We start from the raw sequence: 18485 nt of genomic DNA, 5'->3' as shown, positions 1-18485 counted from the left end.
CTTTTCGAAGGGGTATTTTGGCTTTGACATATCAGGGACTATTCCATTTCATCGTCCAACAAAATGGGTGCAGTACATTCGATTTATAGTCGGGTGGGGCTTTTCTCTGCATGCCGTTCAGCCAGTGCTTCAGACATACAGCCTCAAGCACCCGCCGCAGACTCTATTCCTGTAATTACCCGCTGTAACCTCTGCCGTCTCGTTTTCTCGAGTTGCCTTCCAGAATTTTGCTTTTAACTTTTTGTGATTGAACGGCAATTCAGCTATCGTCAGTGGCAAAGATGCGCTTGATGATGGCAGAGAGCAAATGGATAAATCAGTTACCGTTAAAAACATAACCTTCCGCGAAGGGCAAACGCTTATTTGTGTCCCGCTGGTAGGGAAATCGCTCCCCGAGCTGCAACAACGCGCGCAGGATCTGGTGAACGCGGGGGCCGATATTATTGAGTGGCGTGTCGATCATTTTGCCGATTTTGCCAACACCGCACAGGTTATGCAGGCGTTACAGGCTATTCACCCGCGCTTAGCGCAGATACCGCTTATCTTTACCTTTCGTAGCAAGAAGGAAGGTGGAGAAAACGAGCTGTCTGACGACGCTTACTTTGCGCTAAATCGTCTGGCGGTAAGCAGCGGCATGGTTGATATTATTGATGTCGAACTGTTTAACGATGAACAGCGTATCCGTGAGATTGTCGATGCGGCACATGCGGCAGACGTTAACGTCATTATGAGTAGCCACGACTTTGTGAAAACGCCCGCGAAAGAGGACATTATCCATCGCCTGTGTCGGATGCAGGAACTGGGGGCCGACCTGCCAAAAATTGCCGTTATGCCACAATGCGCTGAAGACGTTTTGCGCTTGCTGGACGCCACGCTGACCATGAAAAAACAGTATGCCACTCGTCCCATCATCACCATGTCGATGGGTAAAACAGGCGGCATCAGCCGGGTGACGGGTAAACTCTTTGGTTCCGCCATGACCTTTGCTTCTGCGGGCCAGGTTTCTGCCCCAGGGCAAATTGAGATTGGCAAGCTGCGCGAGATGATGTCTATGCTGTCGTAAAAATGGGCGCGTTGAGGATGCTTAACGCCACGATCGGCGGGGAAAACTGCTCCCCGCCTCTCCTCTTAACGTTTTACTTCACAGGCCAGAATCGCCGCAAACTCTGTGTTTCCCCGTTTCAGATGCAGCTCACACAGCGTGTCGCGCACCATCCAGGTGAATCAAGTTCTGTAACCGAATTATCCATCCCGCAGCTTTCCTGCTTTAGCTTTACCGCCTCACCAATAAACTGTTCGTCATCTTCTTTCGTGAAAAGGTTCTACTGAGTGAACAATATACGTACCATCCGCTTCTCGCTCGTAACGGTTAGGCGTGATGATCTTCGCATCTTATTGAGGGAGTTTCAGGAACAATGTCCGCTGCTGAATTTGTGATCGTTTGAAACCATGATGAATATAGAAGTTTTTGGCTTCTTCCGTAAGCGCGTGAACCATGATGGCACGTACACCAATATTCTCGGCTACCCGATAGCAACGAAGCACTGCGTCATGCAGTAAATCAACACCAAGCCCTTTTCCACGGAATGAGACATCGACAGCCAGACGGGCAAGTATAATGACAGGAATAGGATCTGGCATGTCACGCCGAAGACTGCCTGTCGCTTCTGTATGGTTGACGCCCCCGGTGGCCAGAGAGTAAAAGCCGACTACTTGCCTCGTGTCTGTCTTACACACCACAAACGTTCGGGCCGCTCCGAGAGCCTGGTTTTTGAGGCTCCTCTGCTTTAACCAGTCATCGAGCACGGCTTCACCGCTGACAAACTCCGCTACCTGATGAAAAGCGGACAACGGTTCTGGTGCTGTTACACGTCCCACTGCGGTTTCCTTGCCAGCAGTTTTTCGAGCGCAGGATCATCTGCGACCGGTGCATCAATCATATCGATGAACTCTGCGTATTGCTCATCGTTAAAATTAAAGACGCGGCGGTCGAGGATGACATCCTCGGCAGCCTTACAGGCCATTTCCAGAATGAAATCTGTACGTGATTTGTGAAGGATTTCAGCAGCAGCATCAATGAGTGCTCGCTGGGATTCCTTGGCCCTAAGGTTGAGTTGAACATCTGATTTCATGAAATATCTCCGTATAGCATTTGCTATACAGAGTAGCACAATGAGAATGTATAGCAAACGCTATACATCAAGTTATCGTCTTTAATCTTTAGAATGATGATGTCAGCTGAGTGCCAGGAGCGGACATTTTGTTGTGAAGAGGAGTCCAATCAAAATACTCAAAAAGGCTTAATGACGGTGAAACTCAGCATTAAGCCAGCCTGCAAAAGTTACAAGCCGTTTTTCGTAATCACCCAGGTTTCCTCGGACCCCGGTACTAATTGCCATTAAATCGTCCATATCCTTTTTTAAAGAAGGGTATCGGGCAATGAACCAGTTGCTGTGCTCGTGGAGCGAATCCGGCCAGTCATAATCCTGTTCATTGCGCAGAATATTGGTTGACCTGATAAGCTTTCTCGCAGCCGAACAAAGAAGTTGCTGCTTTTTGATGTCGTCAGATGACATTTTCATTTGCGTAATTAGCCTACTAAGAACCCGCTGGAAGTCACCGTTGACAGCTACCGCAATAGCTTTTGAAGGCTTAAACGCCTGAAAATGTTGACTCAGGTCCTCACCATAAACGCAACGACAATGATGTTTAAGCCAGTATCCCCAACTGAGTATGTTATCTGGAGAGAGAACCTCTTCCAGAAAACCGTAGTCAAAATCAATTTTACTGATAGTGGAATTGTTTTTTTCAAGCTCAGCGTGAATAGTGGTAAGTTGTTCTGTAGTCGTTTGAGCGAGTTTATTCCTGAAAATAATTGTCATGTCCAAATCAGACTTGCCTGCCTCCGCTCTGCCTTCAGCTACGCTGCCATACACGTAAAGGCTGTGTATAAGATCAGCAAAGTTAAGGGTAAGCTTCGACACTACACATTCTATTACAAGCAAGAATTCAGGCTGGATTTCAGCACATCCTGGTAAAGGGATAGCGTTTTTGTTACCGACTTCCATCTCTGCTCCTTTTGCTGCGTAATTTTCATGATAGTTAGTATTCTTATCCTGAAACTCTTGAGTGCAAGCTATTACGCCTCATCGTTCGCTATTCGCTCATGGCGAACATTGGTCTTCACATCAGTTCGTTGAGTGCCGAAAGCGAAACTACTAACTTTCACTGTCTGGAGACTCCGGATGTGCACTTAACTCAATATCTTTAATTACTGGAGTCTGTAGATACTTGCGTTCCAGTAACCATTACCCTGACAACAATATTCTTTGAAACCCAACGACCTCAGTTCCTTTGCAATTAGCCGATTCATCACCCCGTGTCCCATAAGAAGCACGGGGCCGTCGGATCCTTTTGCAGACGCTACGAGAATATCCGTAGCCTGAATAGCACGTCTCTTTGCTATTCCCACGTGCTCCACATTACGGGATATACCGCATAACCACATGACGCGGAAAAATACAGCCCACACGGTCGGGGATAACCTTATACCGGGCATGTGAAATATCGGCAGTTCTGCTTCCCTGAAAACCTCATCAATAACGTCCGGCTCAAGCCCTAATGCTTTCAGGGAAGAAAGTGCTCTGGGAAGAGGACTACTTATGATTCGCGATGCGCTGAATGCTAATGATTTACTGGACTCCGGCGGTATATCTTCTCCTGTGCTAGAAAGATCATATTCTGCAATCCAGTTGGACATTTCACGGCTCGTTACTTTCGCAGATCCTGTAAAAGCAGGCTTTCCATGACGCATTAAAATAATTTCCATACAGAGCTTCTAGTTTATGGTCCTTTCACCACAGACTAACGCGATAAAGGCAGGACGCCCACTACCTTATCCAGGGTTGACACTGATTGCTGAGCTGATGCGTCAGGTAAGAATCAATGTGTGTATAAGTAAATGCATTAATACGGTCTTCACATTTTTCACAGTCCTGATGTCCGCTTTCTCAGGGTGCGAATGACTATATTTCGCTCAAAGCAGACCGTGCAATGCACGCATGTCTGCTCTGTACCAGAAGCGGAAGTAAAAAGCGTCCTCCATGTTCGCGTAGTTCAACAACCAGCTCTGTGATTGGGAATATGCAGGCATAAAATCCTATTTCCAGTCCTAATTATCGCTGAAATATTAATAGAATGGCTTAAACTATCTGATAAAACTGCAATTTATAACCTGTTTCAATACCCCATAAGGTCAGTCATGAAATCCTTTAGCTTGCCAGACATTTACCGTTCAACAAATTTAAGCACCATGGGGATGTGGAAAGATAATGCTGAAATCGGGGAATTAAGAGAGGAAAACTACTACGACACGGTAAAACTCGCTCTGGCAACAGGCATAAAACCGCGTATGCCATTTTCGGTCTCGCAGCTAATTGATGAATTGAACAAGCTTACAAGGAATGATCCACTCGCCGACAACCTGCCAGGAAGCAGTTTCCATTTCACCTTCTTACCACTGACGCTACCACTCTATAAGGCAAACGAGCGATTGCCCTCGAAAGTGGAACAATTGAAAAATATCTGGGCTGAATATCATTCGAAAAAGATTGTGATCAGAAACCTTCGTTTAATCGCTTTGCCCAGCCAGTTGTTACTGGCTGGTATCCCAGATGAGCCAGCAATAGCTATGCGTCAGTCATTCTGCGAGAAAATTCTGGAGTCTCACTGGAAAGATGAGTTGCTGATGCGCCACAGCAGCAGTCCATTACCGGCACCATTCTGGCACAGCACGATCCTGCGCTACAACGCTGCTTTTCTACCTGCAACGGTGCGTGAGTTTTTTTTGGAACGTCAGGAAATTGATTTTGGGGATGTCGCCGGAGAATTGACGTTAGCGAAGATAAGTTATAACTGGAAAAAATTTTATCCATTAGAGATTTAATGCCGCTGGTAGATTCGGGTAATTTTACGCCGACGTTCACGCCACAGCCCTTCCTCCACCATCCACTTTCTGAGTGTCTCTGTAGATAAAGATAAGCCGTGAACCTCGCGCAATTTCTCACTGGCAAGAGTGGGACCGAAATCTGAGTAACGCTCTTTCAGGAGAGAAATAACAGCCGCTTTAAATTCAGGAGTAAACGCATTATTGGGACGCTTCCCGCGACGACGTGAAACCAGACCGGCAGGCATACAGCCTCAAGCACCCGCCGCTGACTTTATTCTCGCTGCCGCCTTCTGTAATCTCTGCCGTCTCGTTTTCTCGAGTTGCCTTCCAGAATTTATTTATGGTGTGGGGTTGCTGTCTGTCTGAGCGACGGACGGATCCTGAACCAGATCGCATACATTGCAGGCAGGAAAACGAGGGTGATAATGGTGCCTCCTAATGTTCCGCCAATCAGCGTGTACGCAAGTGTCCCCCAGAATATCGAATGCGTCAGTGGAATAAATGCCAGGATGGCCGCCATTGCCGTCAGGAGTACCGGTCTGGCTCGCTGTATCGTCGCCTCCACCACCGCGTCAAACGGCTCCAGCCCTTTCTTCTCGTTATGGTGAATTTGCCCAATAAGAATCAACGTATTACGCATAAGAATGCCCGAAAGCGCGATCAATCCCACGAGCGCATTGATACCAAACGGCTGATTGAAAAGCAGTAGCGTTGGAACCACGCCTATTAGCCCAAGCGGCGCGGTGAGGAATACCATGACCATGGCCGACATTGAGCGCACCTGCAAAATGATGATCAGTAGCGTGAACGCAATCATAATGGGGAAAAGGGGGATCATGGCCTGAGTGGCTTTACCTGACTCCTCAAGCGATCCTGCTAAATCAATATGGTATCCGGGCGCAAGCGAATCAACGAGTGGCCTCAGCTGTTTCATGATTGCTTTAGAGACATCCGGCGGCTGGAGATTTTCAGCAATATCACCCCTTACGGTAATGGTCGGCGTCCGGTCACGACGACGCAGCACGGGGTCTTCCATTCTTACCTCAACATCGCCAATCTGCGAAAGCGGAATACGCTGGCCGGATTGCCCCACTAAGGTAAAGTCCTCGATTTTCGCCGGGTTCAGGCGTATATCCCCTGCCGCGCGCCCAATAACCTGTACTGAGCGAATATCTTCACGCACTGAGGTAATAGTCGTCCCTGATAACAGGAACTGAAGTTGCCGGGCAACGGCATTTGATGTTAAGCCCGTTGCCTGTAGACGATCCTGATTAAGAGTGAAATATAACGCTGGGACTCGTGGACCCCAATCGGTATTGACAGTCCTCATCATCGGGCTGTTTTGCATCACGGTTTTGACTTTATCAGCGATATTACGCAGTTTATCGGGATCGGGTCCCATGACACGCCATGCGACCGGAAAGGGTGAATACGGGCCAAAGACCAGTTGCGTTACACGTACTCGCGCTTCGGGCACCAGCCCGCTGGCTACCGCTTCTCGTAGTCGGAACTTGAGCGCCTCACGTGACGCCTGGCTGGCTGTCAGCACAACTATCTTTGCAAACGACGGATCGGGCAATTCGGGGGCCATCGCCAGATAAAAGCGAGGAGATCCCTGGCCGATGTAGGCAGTGACTATTTTCGCCTCCGGCTGTTTTTTCAGCCATCCTTCGAGTTTCGCTGTTGCACTGCTGGTCTGTTCTATAGACGTACCATAAGGCATCTGAACTTCCACCAGCACTTCTGGCCGATCGGAGGTGGGAAAAAATTGTTTTTTCACCAGTCCCATCCCCAGAATGGCGAGGATAAAAAGGGCGACAACGGTACCCGCCACTACCCCTTTATGTGCAATAACCCAGGCCAGCAGCCGGCGAAAGCGGTTATAACGGGCAGTGTTATAGATTGCAGCATGCCCTCCCTCTACTTTCGCAATGTCCGGCAGCATTTTTACGCCTAAATATGGCGTGAAGACAACAGCCACGACCCAAGAGGCAATCAGAGCGATGCCCACAATCCAGAACATATTGCTGGTGTACTCGCCAGCGGTAGACTGCGCGAAACCATTAGGCATAAAGCCAACGGCCGTCACCAGAGTACCGGCCAGCATTGGCGCGGCGGTATGGCTCCAGGCATAGGCTGAAGCTTTTATTCTGTCGTAGCCTTCCTCCATTTTAACCACCATCATTTCGATAGCGATAATGGCATCATCGACCAGCAACCCCAGCGCAAGAATAAGCGACCCCAGCGTAATTCGGTCAAAATTTTTGCCTGAAGCTTCCATTACCACAAAGACGACGGCCAGCGTCAGCGGTACCGCTGCCGCAACCACCACCCCAACACGCCATCCCATACTGATAAAGCACACCACCATGACCACAAGCAGGGCGACGAAAAATTTAATCATAAACTCATCGACCGACGCGCTGATGTTAACCGACTGGTCGGTGACTTTCGCCAGAGCCATACCTAACGGCATGCTCTCATTAATACTGGCTATTTCTTTATCCAGCGCTTTACCAAGATCCAGACCATTCCAGCCCTCTCGCATCACGATACCCAGCAACAGTGCGGGTTCGCCCTGATTGCGGATCTGAAAGGTGGCGGGATCTTCATAGCCGCGCTCGACCGTTGCCACGTCGGACAGCTTGAGTGTCCGACCCTGGGCAATGAGCGGCGTCTCACGCACTTTTTGAAGTTGACTGAAAGCCCCATCGAGTCGAATAAAGATCTGCGCGCCACGGGTCTCAATTGACCCGGCAGGCGTCAACGCATTCTGGCTATTTAGCGCGAAGAAAATATCCTCAGGAGAGAGACCCAGCGTCGCCAGCCGGTCATGAGAAAAGGAGATATAAATCCGTTCAGCCTGTTCTCCAATAATATTCACTTTCTTCACGCCGGGGACATGTAAAAGCCGCTGGCGCAATGCTTCAGCATCTCGCACTAAAAGCCGCTGTGGTTCCCCCTTCGCTTTCAGCGCAAAAAGGGCAAAAGTAACATCGGAGAATTCATCATTAATCATCGGCCCCATGACACCAGCGGGAAGGTTTTGAGCTTCATCACCAAGCTTTTTTCGGGCCTGATAGAACTCTTCCTGAACCTGAGACGGCGGCGTTTTGTCCTGCAATGACAGCGTTGTAAAAGCCATGCCCGGGCGCGTGTACGTCTCGGTACGGTCGTACCACTTAAGTTCCTGTAAACGTTTTTCCAGCGGCTCGGCAACCTGATCCTGCATTTCCTGCGCGGTCGCGCCGGGCCAGGCAGTAATAATGGTCATTTGCTTAACCGTAAACGGAGGATCTTCAGCCCGCCCAAGTCCGAAGAATGAAATAATGCCAGCCAGAGTGATAAGGATAATCAGAAAAAGCGTGATTGAGCGCTCTCGCACGGCAAGCGCTGAGAGATTGAACCGCGCGGCGCTCATGGCGTGTTCCCCGCTGCGCCAGTAGCATGTTGTTCAGCCAGGCGAACAACTTCCCCCTCATGCAGCAGATGCGCCCCTAATGCGACAACCTTTTCGCCCGGCCTCACGCTGCCGACCACCATGGCATCGTCGTCATCCAGGCTAAGCACCTTAACGGGTTGCCAGGAAACGGTTACCGGCTGAGCAGAAAGTCGCCATACGCCAGGCCCTGTGCCCGGATCGTAAAGCGACGCCAGAGGAACCTGCATCACATTGCTTTCAGACATATTTCTTGCAATGTGCATGGTGACTGTTGAACCCAGCGGCGCGTTCGCCAGCGTGCCCTCCAGCACATACCTTGCCTCAAAAGTACGGGTTGCGGCATCAGCGGCATCGGAAAGCAAACGCAGCTTTGCGGTCACAGGCCGCTTTTCACTACCATAGAGCGTAGCCTGGGCCTCGCTTCCGATCGCAGGGCGCAACGTTTCCGGTAACTGTACAAGCGCTTCACGCTGTCCCGATCTGGCCAGCCGGAGTACCGCCTGCCCTGCGCTGACGACCTGTCCCGGTTCCGCAAACGTCTCCATGACTACGCCGTCGGCGTCGGCCAGTAGCACGGCATAGCCTGTTGCATTTTTCGCCACGTTGGCCTGAGCCTGAGCTGAGCTAAGTTCTGCTTTAGCAGTATCCGCCGCCGCCTTAATCTGATCGTACTGCGCTACCGATACCGCCCCCGTGGCAACAAGGCTACGATAACGCGCGTCATCATTGGCAGCTTTTCTGGCGCGCGCCCGGGCGGCATCGACAGCCCGTTGCTGGGCCTGTTCCTGTAACTTCAGATCAACCGGATCCAGCCGCATCAACGGCTGCCCGCGTTTAACGGTCTGACCGGTATCGACAAGGCGTTCAAGGATTTTACCCTGAACCCTGAAACCAGGGTCGCTCTGCGTTCGTGCGACAACCACGCCAGTAAAGGCTCTGGAGGTATCATTCGCACGTTCAACGGTGGCAACCCTTACCATGGGTGGAAGCGTGCGCGGATCGTCATCTCCGGTATTATCGCCACAGCCCGCGAGGGCAAGCAGCAGGAAGCAAACAGTAACATGGGCAGAATGAAGCCTGAGCATGGGAACCCTTGAGAAATTATCACGATGGTATTCACATATTCAGACTAGTGACCAAAAAAGTCAACAGTCACTAAATTACGGTGCCAGACTTCTCAGAATCAAAGACGACAGCAGCACGGCAGCGGTCGGCGCTGCTTCCAGGTTGTATTGCAACTGAACGGGGCTTACGAAAGGCCGCATCACCAGGTATATTGCCTGTGTGGCCTCGTCAAGGGGCGTTTTTCGTTCGAACTCCCCAACCTGCCTGCCTTCGGTAATGATGCTACCCACCATTTTTTGCAGGCGCTCTTCATATTTCAGCGTTGAAGGCCATTTATCCCTCGCCGCAACAGCGGCAATGTCATAGAGCTTTCGATCGTGGAAAAAAAGTTCACTGCCCGCTTCAGTAAGCGCCCTGAACAGGCGGCGGAGTTTTTCGCTTGCTGAGGAGGCGTCGGCAATGGCCGCATTGACTACCGCCATGATCATCTCCAGCCGATTAGCGCAAATGACCTCGCCGATAGCCTGTTTGGAGTCGAAAAATTTATAAATGTAGGCTTTTGAAAATCCGATAGATTTCGCCAGATCCGAGACGGTGGTTTTTTCATAGCCATAGTGTCCGAAATGTTCTGTGGCGGCTTCCACTATCTGATCCCGGACATTGTGATCCAGCGGACCACGTGATGAAGGAGCGTTCATATTTTTAGTCATTCTTTCAGCTTAGCGTGATAGGTTCGGATTGACAACGAGTAACCATTTGGTAATTTAGTCACAAAGAAAGATGCTTTCAGGTCGCGTCATGTCTTCTTAACAAACTACTGTGAGTACATGCTGGCACTCACGTTGTGCTGTTGAGCCAGAGTATAACTACTCCCCTTCTGACGACGAAACGGATCTTCATGCCGGTAAGGGAATGGCCAGTACAGGTGGATTGTATCGTGCTAACAGCCGCCATCGCAGTTCACAAAGCGTATCCCGGTTAGCGGCCTCCCGATGACGGTATAGTGATGAAAAGAATAGGTATTGTTGAGGTAGATACACGTACTGAATTGCTGGTCAGGGTGATTTTTAAGGCCATGCCTGACGCCCAGGTATTCCTGTCCATCGGTTCAGGCGAAACTGCACAAAGGCTGGCGCGGGAATATCCCTGCTGGACTCTGGACAGCCATCAGGCGGTCGTTGATGAAGCAGATATCATTTTTACTAATACCAACCGCCACGCCCTGGTTGAATTAGCACGCTGTATCAGGTTACGCCGTACGCAAACACTAATTTCTCTGGCGGCGGGTATTCAACTAAGAGAATTACAGCAGTTGTTCAATCATGCGGATTGCGTCAGATTACTCCTTGCCACCGTGAATGAGTCGGGTGAGCCGACCGCGATCCTGACAACAGTGAATGAAGAAATCATCAATTTGTTTTCGTTGTCAGGTCCTGTCAGCATGATAAGCAATGAGTCGGATTTCAATATGATAGAAATGCATCAGTGAGCAATAACGTTGCCACAAACTCGGTATTTCCTCACTGAGGCCTTATTTTCTCCGGTGGATTGCCAGAAATCAGGTTTTTGCATTTATTCCTCTTTGACCCGGCTGGTAATAGCCAGCGTCACCAGTGAAATCGCCCCTGTCGCCCAGTAAACCACCGCATGTCCATAGCCCTGCGCCAGCGCGCCCTGAAGCACCCCAGCCAGGATCACCCCCGTTGAAATACTGTTAGTGAATAATGTGGTTGCCGAGCCTGCCCGGCCCGGCATCAAATCCTGAAACCACAGCATGCCAATACCCGCCACAATGCCAATAAAGATGGCGTTAAAGACCTGCAACAGCAGTAATGCCTGCTGGCTGTGGAAGAAAATTAATCCGCCGTAAAACAGCACGCCTGCCGCAGTGGCAACGATCATCATTTTGCGCTTGCCGAAACGCTTAACATAGTAACCTGCAATAATCATTGCCGGGATCTCCAGCCCGGCGGCGGTTCCCATCAATATTCCGGCCAGCTTATCCGGTAGCCCCAGATCATGGCTGATCCACAGTGGCATATCGATGATATACATGGTGTTACAGGTCCACATCAGCGTGGAGGCAATAAAAAGCATGCGCACACTCTTACGCTGCCATCCGCTGACCTGGGTTATCGCCACAGCAGCAGGCTGTTCCACCCTCGCCACCGAGGGTAGCATCAGCGCGATAAGCATCAGGCTAATTAAAAAAATGCCGGCGGCGATGATGAACATGGTGGTAAAGCCATAATTCAGCGCCAGCATAAAGGCCAGCGGCGGACCGATAACCCACGCCAGCGAGAGTTGGGCGCGCATCACTGAGCTGAACATCACCACTTCACGCGCCGAGTTGTCGGCATATTCCCGCGCAAGGGCGAAAAGCTGCGGCATCGCGGTGTTGGCCAGCGACGCCAGCAATACGCCGCAGGTGATAAGCGTCAGGTAATGACGGTTAAAGGCAAATAACATCGCGTTGCCCACCGCCATCAGGCAGCAAAACATAATTAGCCTGCGCCTGTCCCCCTGGCGGTCAGAACGTTTTGCCAGCAGCAGACTGATCAGGATCCCGGCGATAGCGTTAACGGTATAAAATAGCCCAACCCGGAAGGGTTCTTCCCCTACTTCACGGCTCAAAAACAGGCTTAGTGTCGGTGCCTGTAGCGCGCCCGCAATACCCATCATAAATGCCACGATCATAAATGCGGCATACACGCCATTGAGCCGCCGTGCCATCGTCATTACCCAGAGCATCAAGAGTCCTTTTATCCGCAAAGCAAAAATGAAAACGAAAAAAGCCAGCAGAAATAATCTGCTGGCGGGTGATTTTACACCAATACTCAGTCACACATGATGTCTGCAAGTTAGCGCCCTGTTTATTGCTCTGGTGAAATTGCCTCCAGAGAATAAGCAGGATCAGAGTCAGGATTTGTAACGTCCCACTGCATCAGTTCAGCAAGTAACCCGAACCGCTGTTTCGCGCTCTGGCGGGCCAGCCAGCACACATCCTGTGTCGCAATAAAATAGCGCAGGTAAAACTGACGAATGAACGATCTCTGCATAATCCACCTCCTTGCTTCATCGCAGCTAATTATTGGCTTAATATAGGGATAAATAAATTGCTGGATTTTCATCAGGAGTTCCCCTTTTATGTCGTCCGGCCGTCTGCAACAACAATTTATCCGCCTGTGGCAATGCTGTGACGGCAAGTCTCAGGAGACCACTCTCAACGAGCTGGCGGAACTGCTGAGCTGCTCGCGCCGTCATATGCGTACGCTCCTCAATACCATGCAGGCCCGTGGCTGGCTGACCTGGGAGGCGGAAGCCGGGCGGGGGAAGCGCTCAAGGCTCACGTTTCTGTATACCGGGCTGGCGCTTCAGCAACAGCGTGCGGAAGATCTGCTGGAGCAGGATCGCATTGATCAACTGGTGCAACTGGTGGGCGATAAAGCCACGGTGCGGCAGATGCTGGTCTCCCATTTAGGCCGCAGTTTTCGGCAGGGACGGCATATTTTACGCGTGTTGTATTACCGTCCGATGAAAAGCCTGCTGCCTGGCACCGCCCTGCGCCGTTCGGAAGTCCACATGGCGCGGCAGATTTTTAACGCCTTAACCCGCGTAAATGAGGAAAATGGGGAACTGGAAGCGGATATCGCCCATCACTGGCAGCAAATTTCGCCGCTACACTGGCGCTTTTTCGTTCGCCCCGGCATCCATTTTCATCACGGCCGCGAGCTGGAAATGGAGGACATTATTGCCTGCCTGCAACGCGTTAATCCTCTGCCTCTTTTTTCAAATATCACCGGTATTTACTCTCCCACTGCCTGGACGCTGGATATTCATCTGCGCCAGCCCGATCGCTGGCTTCCGTGGCTTCTGGGGCATACCGCCGCGATGATCCTGCCGCGCGAGTGGGAATCCATGAGCCAGTTCACAAAGCTTCCTGTCGGCACCGGCCCCTATGCGGTCGGGCGTAACAACCAGAATCAATTTAAGATCCACGCGTTTGACGACTATTTTGGTTTTCGGGCACTGATAGATGAAGTTAATGTCTGGGTACTGCCAGAAATCAGTGAAGAGCCTAACGGCGGCCTGACGCTACAAGGCTCGGTACAAAGTGAAAAGGCAGTGGAAAGCCGTCTTGAGGAAGGATGCTATTACCTGCTGTTCGATGCCCGCAGTCCGCGCGGTAATAACCCGGCTGTGCGCCAGTGGCTGAGCTATCTCTTCCAGCCAGCGAATATGCTTTATCACGCGGGCGAGCATTACCAAAGCACCTGGTTCCCGGCCTACGGATTGCTTCCCCGCTGGCACCACGCACAAAGCCGTCCCTGTGAAAAACCCGCCGGGCTGGAAACCGTTACCCTGACCTACTATCAGGACCACGTCGAGCACCGGATGATGGGCGGTATTATGAAAGCGCTACTGGCGGAACATCAGGTCACGCTGGAGATCCGCGAGCTGGAATATGAAGAGTGGCATCGTGGCGAGACGGTAAGCGACGTCTGGTTAAACAGCGCTAACTTTACCCTGCCGCTCGATTTCTCTCTGTTTGCTCATTTATATGAAGTGCCGCTAATTCGCCACTGCATCCCGATTAACTGGGAGGAAGACGCCAGCCGCTGGCGGCGAGGGGAATTAAATCCGGCCACCTGGAGCCAGCAGCTCCAGGTCAGCCAGAACATTGTACCGCTTATTCATCACTGGCTGGTGCTCCAGGGGCAGCGCAGTATGCGCGGCCTGCGCATGAATACTCTGGGCTGGTTTGATTTTAAATCCGCCTGGTTTGCACCGCCTGAACCATAATGCTTTCAGAATACTGACAAAATTATTACACTGTGAACGTTCTCAACGGGGTGCTGATGACAGCTGAGAAAATACCCGTCGAACCTGATCCGGATAATGCCGGCGAAGGGATTTGAGGCTACCGCTCAAAATCCTTTGCCACCCATCTACTGAGGTGCAAAGTGTTAAAAAAATATCTGCCGCTGCTGGCGCTGGTTGCCGCGCCCGTCATCGCCAAACCTGTTCTTACTGTTTATACCTATGACTCTTTCTCTGCCGACTGGGGCCCAGGCCCGGTGGTTAAAAAAGCCTTCGAAGCCGACTGCGACTGCGAACTGAAATTCGTAGCGCTGGAGGACGGCGTGTCGCTGCTCAACCGCCTGCGAATGGAAGGTAAAAACAGCAAAGCCGACGTGGTGCTGGGGCTGGATAACAACCTGCTTGAAGCCGCCACCCAAACCAAACTGTTTGCCAAAAGCGAGGTGCCAGACAGTGCGGTTAAGGTGCCTGGCGGCTGGAACAACGACACCTTCGTGCCGTTCGACTACGGTTACTTCGCCTTTGTCTATGACAAAAACAAGCTGAAAAATCCGCCCAAGAGCCTGAAAGAACTGGTTGAAAGCGACCAGAAATGGAAAGTGATTTACGAAGATCCGCGCACCAGCACCCCAGGCCTGGGCCTGCTACTGTGGATGCATAAAGTCTACGGCGATAAAACGCCGGAGGCCTGGCAGAAGCTGGCGGCCAAAACCGTCACCGTCACTAAAGGCTGGAGCGAGGCTTACGGGCTATTTCTGAAAGGCGAGAGCGACCTGGTGCTGAGCTATACCACCTCTCCGGCCTACCACATCATTGAAGAGAAAAAATTGCAGTACGCAGCGGCAAATTTTGCTGAAGGCCATTATCTGCAGGTTGAAGTCGCCGCGCGCACGGCGGCCAGCAAGCAGCCTGAGCTGGCGAAGAAATTCCTGACCTTTATGGTTTCCCCGGCCTTCCAGAAAGCAATTCCTACCGGCAACTGGATGTATCCGGTCACTGACGTGCCGTTGCCTGAAGGGTTTGCCGGGCTGGCGAAACCCGCCACCACGCTGCAATTTTCCTCACAGGAGGTTGCACAGCAGCGCGCACAGTGGATTAGCGAATGGCAACGCGCCGTCAGCCGTTAATTCCCGGCTGGATGATCCCCGGCCTCGCCGCCGCCACCTTGATGGTGGCGGTCGCGCTGGCGGCATTTCTGGCACTATGGACCAGCGCGCCGCAGGCGGCATGGCGCACGCTGCTGGCGGACAGCTACCTGTGGCACGTGTTACGCTTTTCCTTCTGGCAGGCATTTTTGTCGGCGCTGTTGTCGGTCGGTCCGGCAATTTTTCTTGCCCGTTCGCTTTACCGCCGTCGATTTCCCGGCAGAGTAATGCTGCTGCGTCTGTGCGCCATGACATTGATCCTGCCGGTATTAGTCGGCGTGTTCGGTATTCTGAGCGTTTATGGACGTCAGGGATGGCTGGCGTCGCTGTGTCAGTTGCTCGGCCTGGAGTGGACATTTTCCCCGTATGGTTTGCAGGGTATTCTGTTGGCGCACATCTTCTTTAACCTGCCGATGGCGACGCGCCTGCTGCTTCAGGTGCTGGAGCAGATCCCAGGCGAACAACGGCAGTTAGCGGCGCAGCTGGGCATGCGCGGGTATGATTTTTTCCGCTTTGTCGAGTGGCCATGGCTGCGCCGCCAGATCCCGCCCGTTGCCGCGCTAATTTTTATGCTCTGTTTCGCCAGCTTTGCCACCGTGCTGTCGCTGGGCGGTGGGCCGCAGGCGACGACCATTGAACTGGCCATCTACCAGGCACTGAATTTTGATTACGATCCAGGGCGCGCGGCGATGCTGGCGCTGATCCAGATGATCTGCTGTCTTGGTCTGGTGCTACTCAGCCAGCGCCTGAGCAAGGCGATTGCGGTGGGCAATACTCAGATTAAAGGCTGGCGCGATCCGGATGACCGCCGCTTAAGCCGCATCGCCGATACGCTGCTGATCGCCTGTGCCCTGCTGCTGTTACTGCCGCCACTGCTGGCGGTGATGATAGAAGGAGTTAACCGCGATCTCCCCAACGTGCTGCAACAACCCGCCGTTTGGCAGGCGCTGTGGACTTCATTGCGCATCGCCATCGCGGCAGGCGTACTGTGCGTAGTGCTGACCATGATGCTACTGTGGAGTAGCCGCGAGCTTCGCGCCAGAGCGCGTCCGCTGGCGGGACAGGCGATGGAGCTTTCCGGAATGTTAATTCTCGCCATGCCGGGGATTGTGCTGGCCACAGGATTCTTTTTATTGCTTAACAATAGTGTCGGGCTGCCGCAATCGGCGGATGGCATTGTCGTTTTCACTAACGCGCTGATGGCCATTCCTTATGCCCTGAAGGTGCTGGATAATCCGATGCGCGATCTCAGCGCGCGTTACACTTTGTTATGCCAGTCGCTGGGAATGGAAGGATTTACCCGGCTTAAGATACTGGAATTACGTGCGCTCAGGCGACCGCTGGCCCAGGCACTGGCCTTTGCCTGCGTCCTGTCGATTGGTGATTTTGGCGTCGTTGCCCTGTTTGGTAATGATGATTTTCGTACGCTGCCGTTTTATCTTTATCAGCAAATCGGCTCATATCGCACTCAGGAAGGGGCCGTCACCGCTCTGCTGCTGCTCTTGCTTTGTTTTGTCCTTTTTACCGTCATTGAAAAACTTCCGGGACGCCATGCTGAAACTTACTGATGTTATCTGGCTTTATCAGCATCTGCCGATGCGCTTCACCGTCTCCATTAAACAGGGCGAGCAGGTCGCGGTACTGGGTCCGAGCGGCGCGGGGAAAAGTACGCTGCTGAATCTGATTGCGGGTTTTCTCACGCCGCAGAGCGGCACTCTTCTGATTGAAAATAAGATCCATACACACACGCCGCCAGCGCGCCGCCCGGTCTCAATGCTGTTCCAGGAAAATAACCTTTTCAGCCATCTTAGCGTGCGACAAAACATTGCTTTGGGGTTAGATCCAGGACTGAAGCTGAACGAAGCACAACGGCAAAAACTGCAATTGATTGCCAGCCAGATGGGAATTGAATCGCTGCTGGATCGTCTGCCTTCTGAGTTATCAGGCGGACAGCGTCAGCGGGCGGCACTGGCTCGCTGCCTGGTGCGTGAGCAGCCGATACTGCTGCTGGATGAGCCATTTTCCGCACTCGATCCGGCGCTGCGCCAGGAAATGTTGAGCCTGGTCGGCGACGTCTGCCGCCGTCAGCACCTGACGCTGTTGATGGTCTCACACAGCGTAGAGGACGCCGCGCGTATCGCCACGCGCTCGCTGGTGATTGCCGACGGCAGAATCACCTGGGACGGCGCAACCGCCGAGTTACTGAGTGGTCGCGCGACGGCATCTTCGCTACTGGGGATTGCCGGTAACCACCCGGACTAAAATGTCAGCGTAAACCGGCATGGAAGGATGACGAATTGCCGCCACCAGCGCCACCACGGCGATGCCACTGACCAGCGGTGCCAGCCAGATCAGTCTTGCCCTCGGCAAAAGCTGCGAAAGACGGCTGCTGCCGCTTTTCCCGCTGCGCCACAGTCTCCAGCATAGCCAGGCACCTATCCACAGCAGCAGACCCGCCGTCAGCAGTAACCATTTAAATCCACTGCTCTGCGCATCAGCTGGAATATCTATTGCCGCCCCGGCAAGTATCCCCGGCAGGAAGTACACCGGCGGCCAGAACAGGCAGCCGATAATATTCGGCACCACAAATTTCGCGACCGGCAAATCGAGCATTCCGGCGACCATCGGTACCAGCGGGCGGGTTGGCCCGACAAAGCGCCCGACCAGAATCGTAAACATGCTGTGTTGATGCAGCGCGTGCTCGGTTTTATCCAGCAGCGACTTATTCTTCTTCATAAATGACCAACGGTGCAGCGGCTTTTTAAAGCGCCAGCCCAGCCAGAACGAAATCCAGTCGCCCAGCAAACAGCCGACAATCCCTGCCAGCCACGCCTGCCAGAAGTTGACCTCGCCACTGCCAATCAATGCGCCCAGCCCGGCCATCATTACCGTGCCCGGCAAAATCAGGCCCACCAGCGCCAGTGATTCAAGAAACGCGACCAGCGCGATGGCAATCAGAGAGTAACTGGCTGATTGAGTGACAAAATGTTCCAGCAGTGCTTGCATAAGGTGTCCGTCAGGAATTCTGAAGCAGGGATTCTGCGCAGCGGTGTATACGACGTCA

Annotated in this window: 17 protein-coding genes, 2 pseudogenes and 1 riboswitch; of the genes and pseudogenes, 7 read left to right on the top strand and 12 right to left on the bottom strand. The window is 52.3% G+C overall.

Features of this window, described 5'->3' with window-relative positions; all coding sequences use genetic code 11:
* Positions 1-307 precede the first annotated feature (307 nt).
* Entirely contained in the window at positions 308-1063 is a 756-nt protein-coding gene (gene aroD / locus CHU32_RS23215; protein ID WP_103678386.1) for a type I 3-dehydroquinate dehydratase, read from the top strand.
* A 65-nt stretch (positions 1064-1128) separates the two neighbouring features.
* On the opposite strand, the pseudogene CHU32_RS23210 reads toward aroD, so the two are convergent.
* From CHU32_RS23210 to CHU32_RS23190, 5 genes and pseudogenes are all read right to left on the bottom strand, one after another.
* Positions 1129-1224 (bottom strand): annotated as a pseudogene (locus CHU32_RS23210) (Hok/Gef family protein); the annotation flags it as partial.
* A 168-nt stretch (positions 1225-1392) separates the two neighbouring features.
* Entirely contained in the window at positions 1393-1878 is a 486-nt protein-coding gene (locus CHU32_RS23205) for a GNAT family N-acetyltransferase (RefSeq protein WP_103678388.1), read from the bottom strand.
* Positions 1866-2132 (bottom strand): type II toxin-antitoxin system TacA family antitoxin, encoded by a 267-nt coding sequence (locus tag CHU32_RS23200; RefSeq protein ID WP_103678389.1) that lies wholly within the window; start codon positions 2130-2132, stop codon positions 1866-1868. The genes CHU32_RS23205 and CHU32_RS23200 overlap by 13 nt, the downstream gene beginning before the upstream one ends.
* A gap of 168 nt (positions 2133-2300) precedes the next feature.
* Positions 2301-3068 carry a nucleotidyltransferase domain-containing protein gene (locus CHU32_RS23195; RefSeq protein ID WP_103678390.1) on the bottom strand — a complete coding sequence of 256 codons (768 nt, stop codon included), beginning with the start codon at positions 3066-3068 and terminating at the stop codon, positions 2301-2303.
* Between the two features lie 203 nt (positions 3069-3271).
* Positions 3272-3829, bottom strand: coding sequence for a histidine phosphatase family protein (locus CHU32_RS23190; RefSeq protein WP_245880264.1), 558 nt, complete (start codon positions 3827-3829; stop codon positions 3272-3274).
* 432 nt (positions 3830-4261) lie between these two features.
* Here CHU32_RS23190 and CHU32_RS23185 point away from each other — a divergent pair, with 432 nt between their 5' ends.
* Positions 4262-4945 carry a hypothetical protein gene (locus CHU32_RS23185; protein WP_103678391.1) on the top strand — a complete coding sequence of 228 codons (684 nt, stop codon included), beginning with the start codon at positions 4262-4264 and terminating at the stop codon, positions 4943-4945.
* 2 nt (positions 4946-4947) lie between these two features.
* Here CHU32_RS23185 and CHU32_RS23180 read toward each other — a convergent pair.
* The 4 genes and pseudogenes from CHU32_RS23180 to CHU32_RS23165 form a co-directional block, all read right to left on the bottom strand.
* Positions 4948-5190 (bottom strand): annotated as a pseudogene (locus CHU32_RS23180) (ISNCY family transposase); the annotation flags it as partial.
* 92 nt (positions 5191-5282) lie between these two features.
* Positions 5283-8369, bottom strand: coding sequence for an efflux RND transporter permease subunit (locus CHU32_RS23175; RefSeq protein WP_103678392.1), 3087 nt, complete (start codon positions 8367-8369; stop codon positions 5283-5285).
* Positions 8366-9475: an efflux RND transporter periplasmic adaptor subunit gene (locus CHU32_RS23170; protein ID WP_103678393.1), complete on the bottom strand. Its 1110-nt coding sequence runs from the start codon at positions 9473-9475 to the stop codon at positions 8366-8368. Before CHU32_RS23170 ends, CHU32_RS23175 begins: the two co-directional genes overlap by 4 nt.
* A gap of 75 nt (positions 9476-9550) precedes the next feature.
* Complete coding sequence (locus CHU32_RS23165) at positions 9551-10165, bottom strand: TetR/AcrR family transcriptional regulator (RefSeq protein ID WP_103678394.1); 615 nt, start codon at positions 10163-10165, stop codon at positions 9551-9553.
* Between the two features lie 296 nt (positions 10166-10461).
* On the opposite strand from CHU32_RS23165, the gene CHU32_RS23160 reads away from it, so the two are divergent.
* Positions 10462-10944, top strand: coding sequence for an NADP oxidoreductase (locus CHU32_RS23160; RefSeq protein WP_103678395.1), 483 nt, complete (start codon positions 10462-10464; stop codon positions 10942-10944).
* Positions 10945-11027: 83 nt separating this feature from the next.
* On the opposite strand, the gene CHU32_RS23155 is transcribed toward CHU32_RS23160, so the two are convergent.
* Complete coding sequence (locus CHU32_RS23155) at positions 11028-12206, bottom strand: sugar efflux transporter (protein ID WP_103678396.1); 1179 nt, start codon at positions 12204-12206, stop codon at positions 11028-11030.
* Positions 12207-12328: 122 nt separating this feature from the next.
* Positions 12329-12586 carry a glucose uptake inhibitor SgrT gene (gene sgrT, locus CHU32_RS23150; RefSeq protein WP_425444908.1) on the bottom strand — a complete coding sequence of 86 codons (258 nt, stop codon included), beginning with the start codon at positions 12584-12586 and terminating at the stop codon, positions 12329-12331.
* Positions 12587-12602: 16 nt separating this feature from the next.
* On the opposite strand from sgrT, the gene sgrR reads away from it, so the two are divergent.
* The 4 genes from sgrR to thiQ all read left to right on the top strand — a co-directional run bounded on the left by sgrR (position 12603) and on the right by thiQ (position 17683).
* Positions 12603-14258 (top strand): HTH-type transcriptional regulator SgrR, encoded by a 1656-nt coding sequence (sgrR, locus tag CHU32_RS23145; protein ID WP_103678398.1) that lies wholly within the window; start codon positions 12603-12605, stop codon positions 14256-14258.
* 36 nt (positions 14259-14294) lie between these two features.
* A riboswitch (TPP riboswitch) is annotated at positions 14295-14387 on the top strand.
* Between the two features lie 32 nt (positions 14388-14419).
* Positions 14420-15403, top strand: coding sequence for a thiamine ABC transporter substrate binding subunit (gene thiB / locus CHU32_RS23140; protein WP_103678399.1), 984 nt, complete (start codon positions 14420-14422; stop codon positions 15401-15403).
* Positions 15379-16989, top strand: coding sequence for a thiamine/thiamine pyrophosphate ABC transporter permease ThiP (thiP, locus tag CHU32_RS23135; protein ID WP_103678400.1), 1611 nt, complete (start codon positions 15379-15381; stop codon positions 16987-16989). Before thiB ends, thiP begins: the two co-directional genes overlap by 25 nt.
* Positions 16973-17683, top strand: coding sequence for a thiamine ABC transporter ATP-binding protein ThiQ (gene thiQ / locus CHU32_RS23130; protein WP_103678401.1), 711 nt, complete (start codon positions 16973-16975; stop codon positions 17681-17683). Before thiP ends, thiQ begins: the two co-directional genes overlap by 17 nt.
* On the opposite strand, the gene CHU32_RS23125 is transcribed toward thiQ, so the two are convergent.
* A complete protein-coding gene (locus CHU32_RS23125) occupies positions 17651-18427 on the bottom strand; it encodes a DedA family protein (protein ID WP_103678402.1) in 777 nt (258 codons plus the stop codon). The two genes, thiQ and CHU32_RS23125, sit on opposite strands and share 33 nt — an antisense overlap.
* Positions 18428-18485 lie beyond the last annotated feature (58 nt).

The organism is Superficieibacter electus (assembly GCF_002915575.1).
Taxonomy (GTDB): Bacteria; Pseudomonadota; Gammaproteobacteria; order Enterobacterales; family Enterobacteriaceae; genus Superficieibacter; species Superficieibacter electus.
The sequence above is the reverse complement of the archived record's forward strand: the minus strand, read 5'-3'. Positions and strand labels throughout refer to the sequence as shown.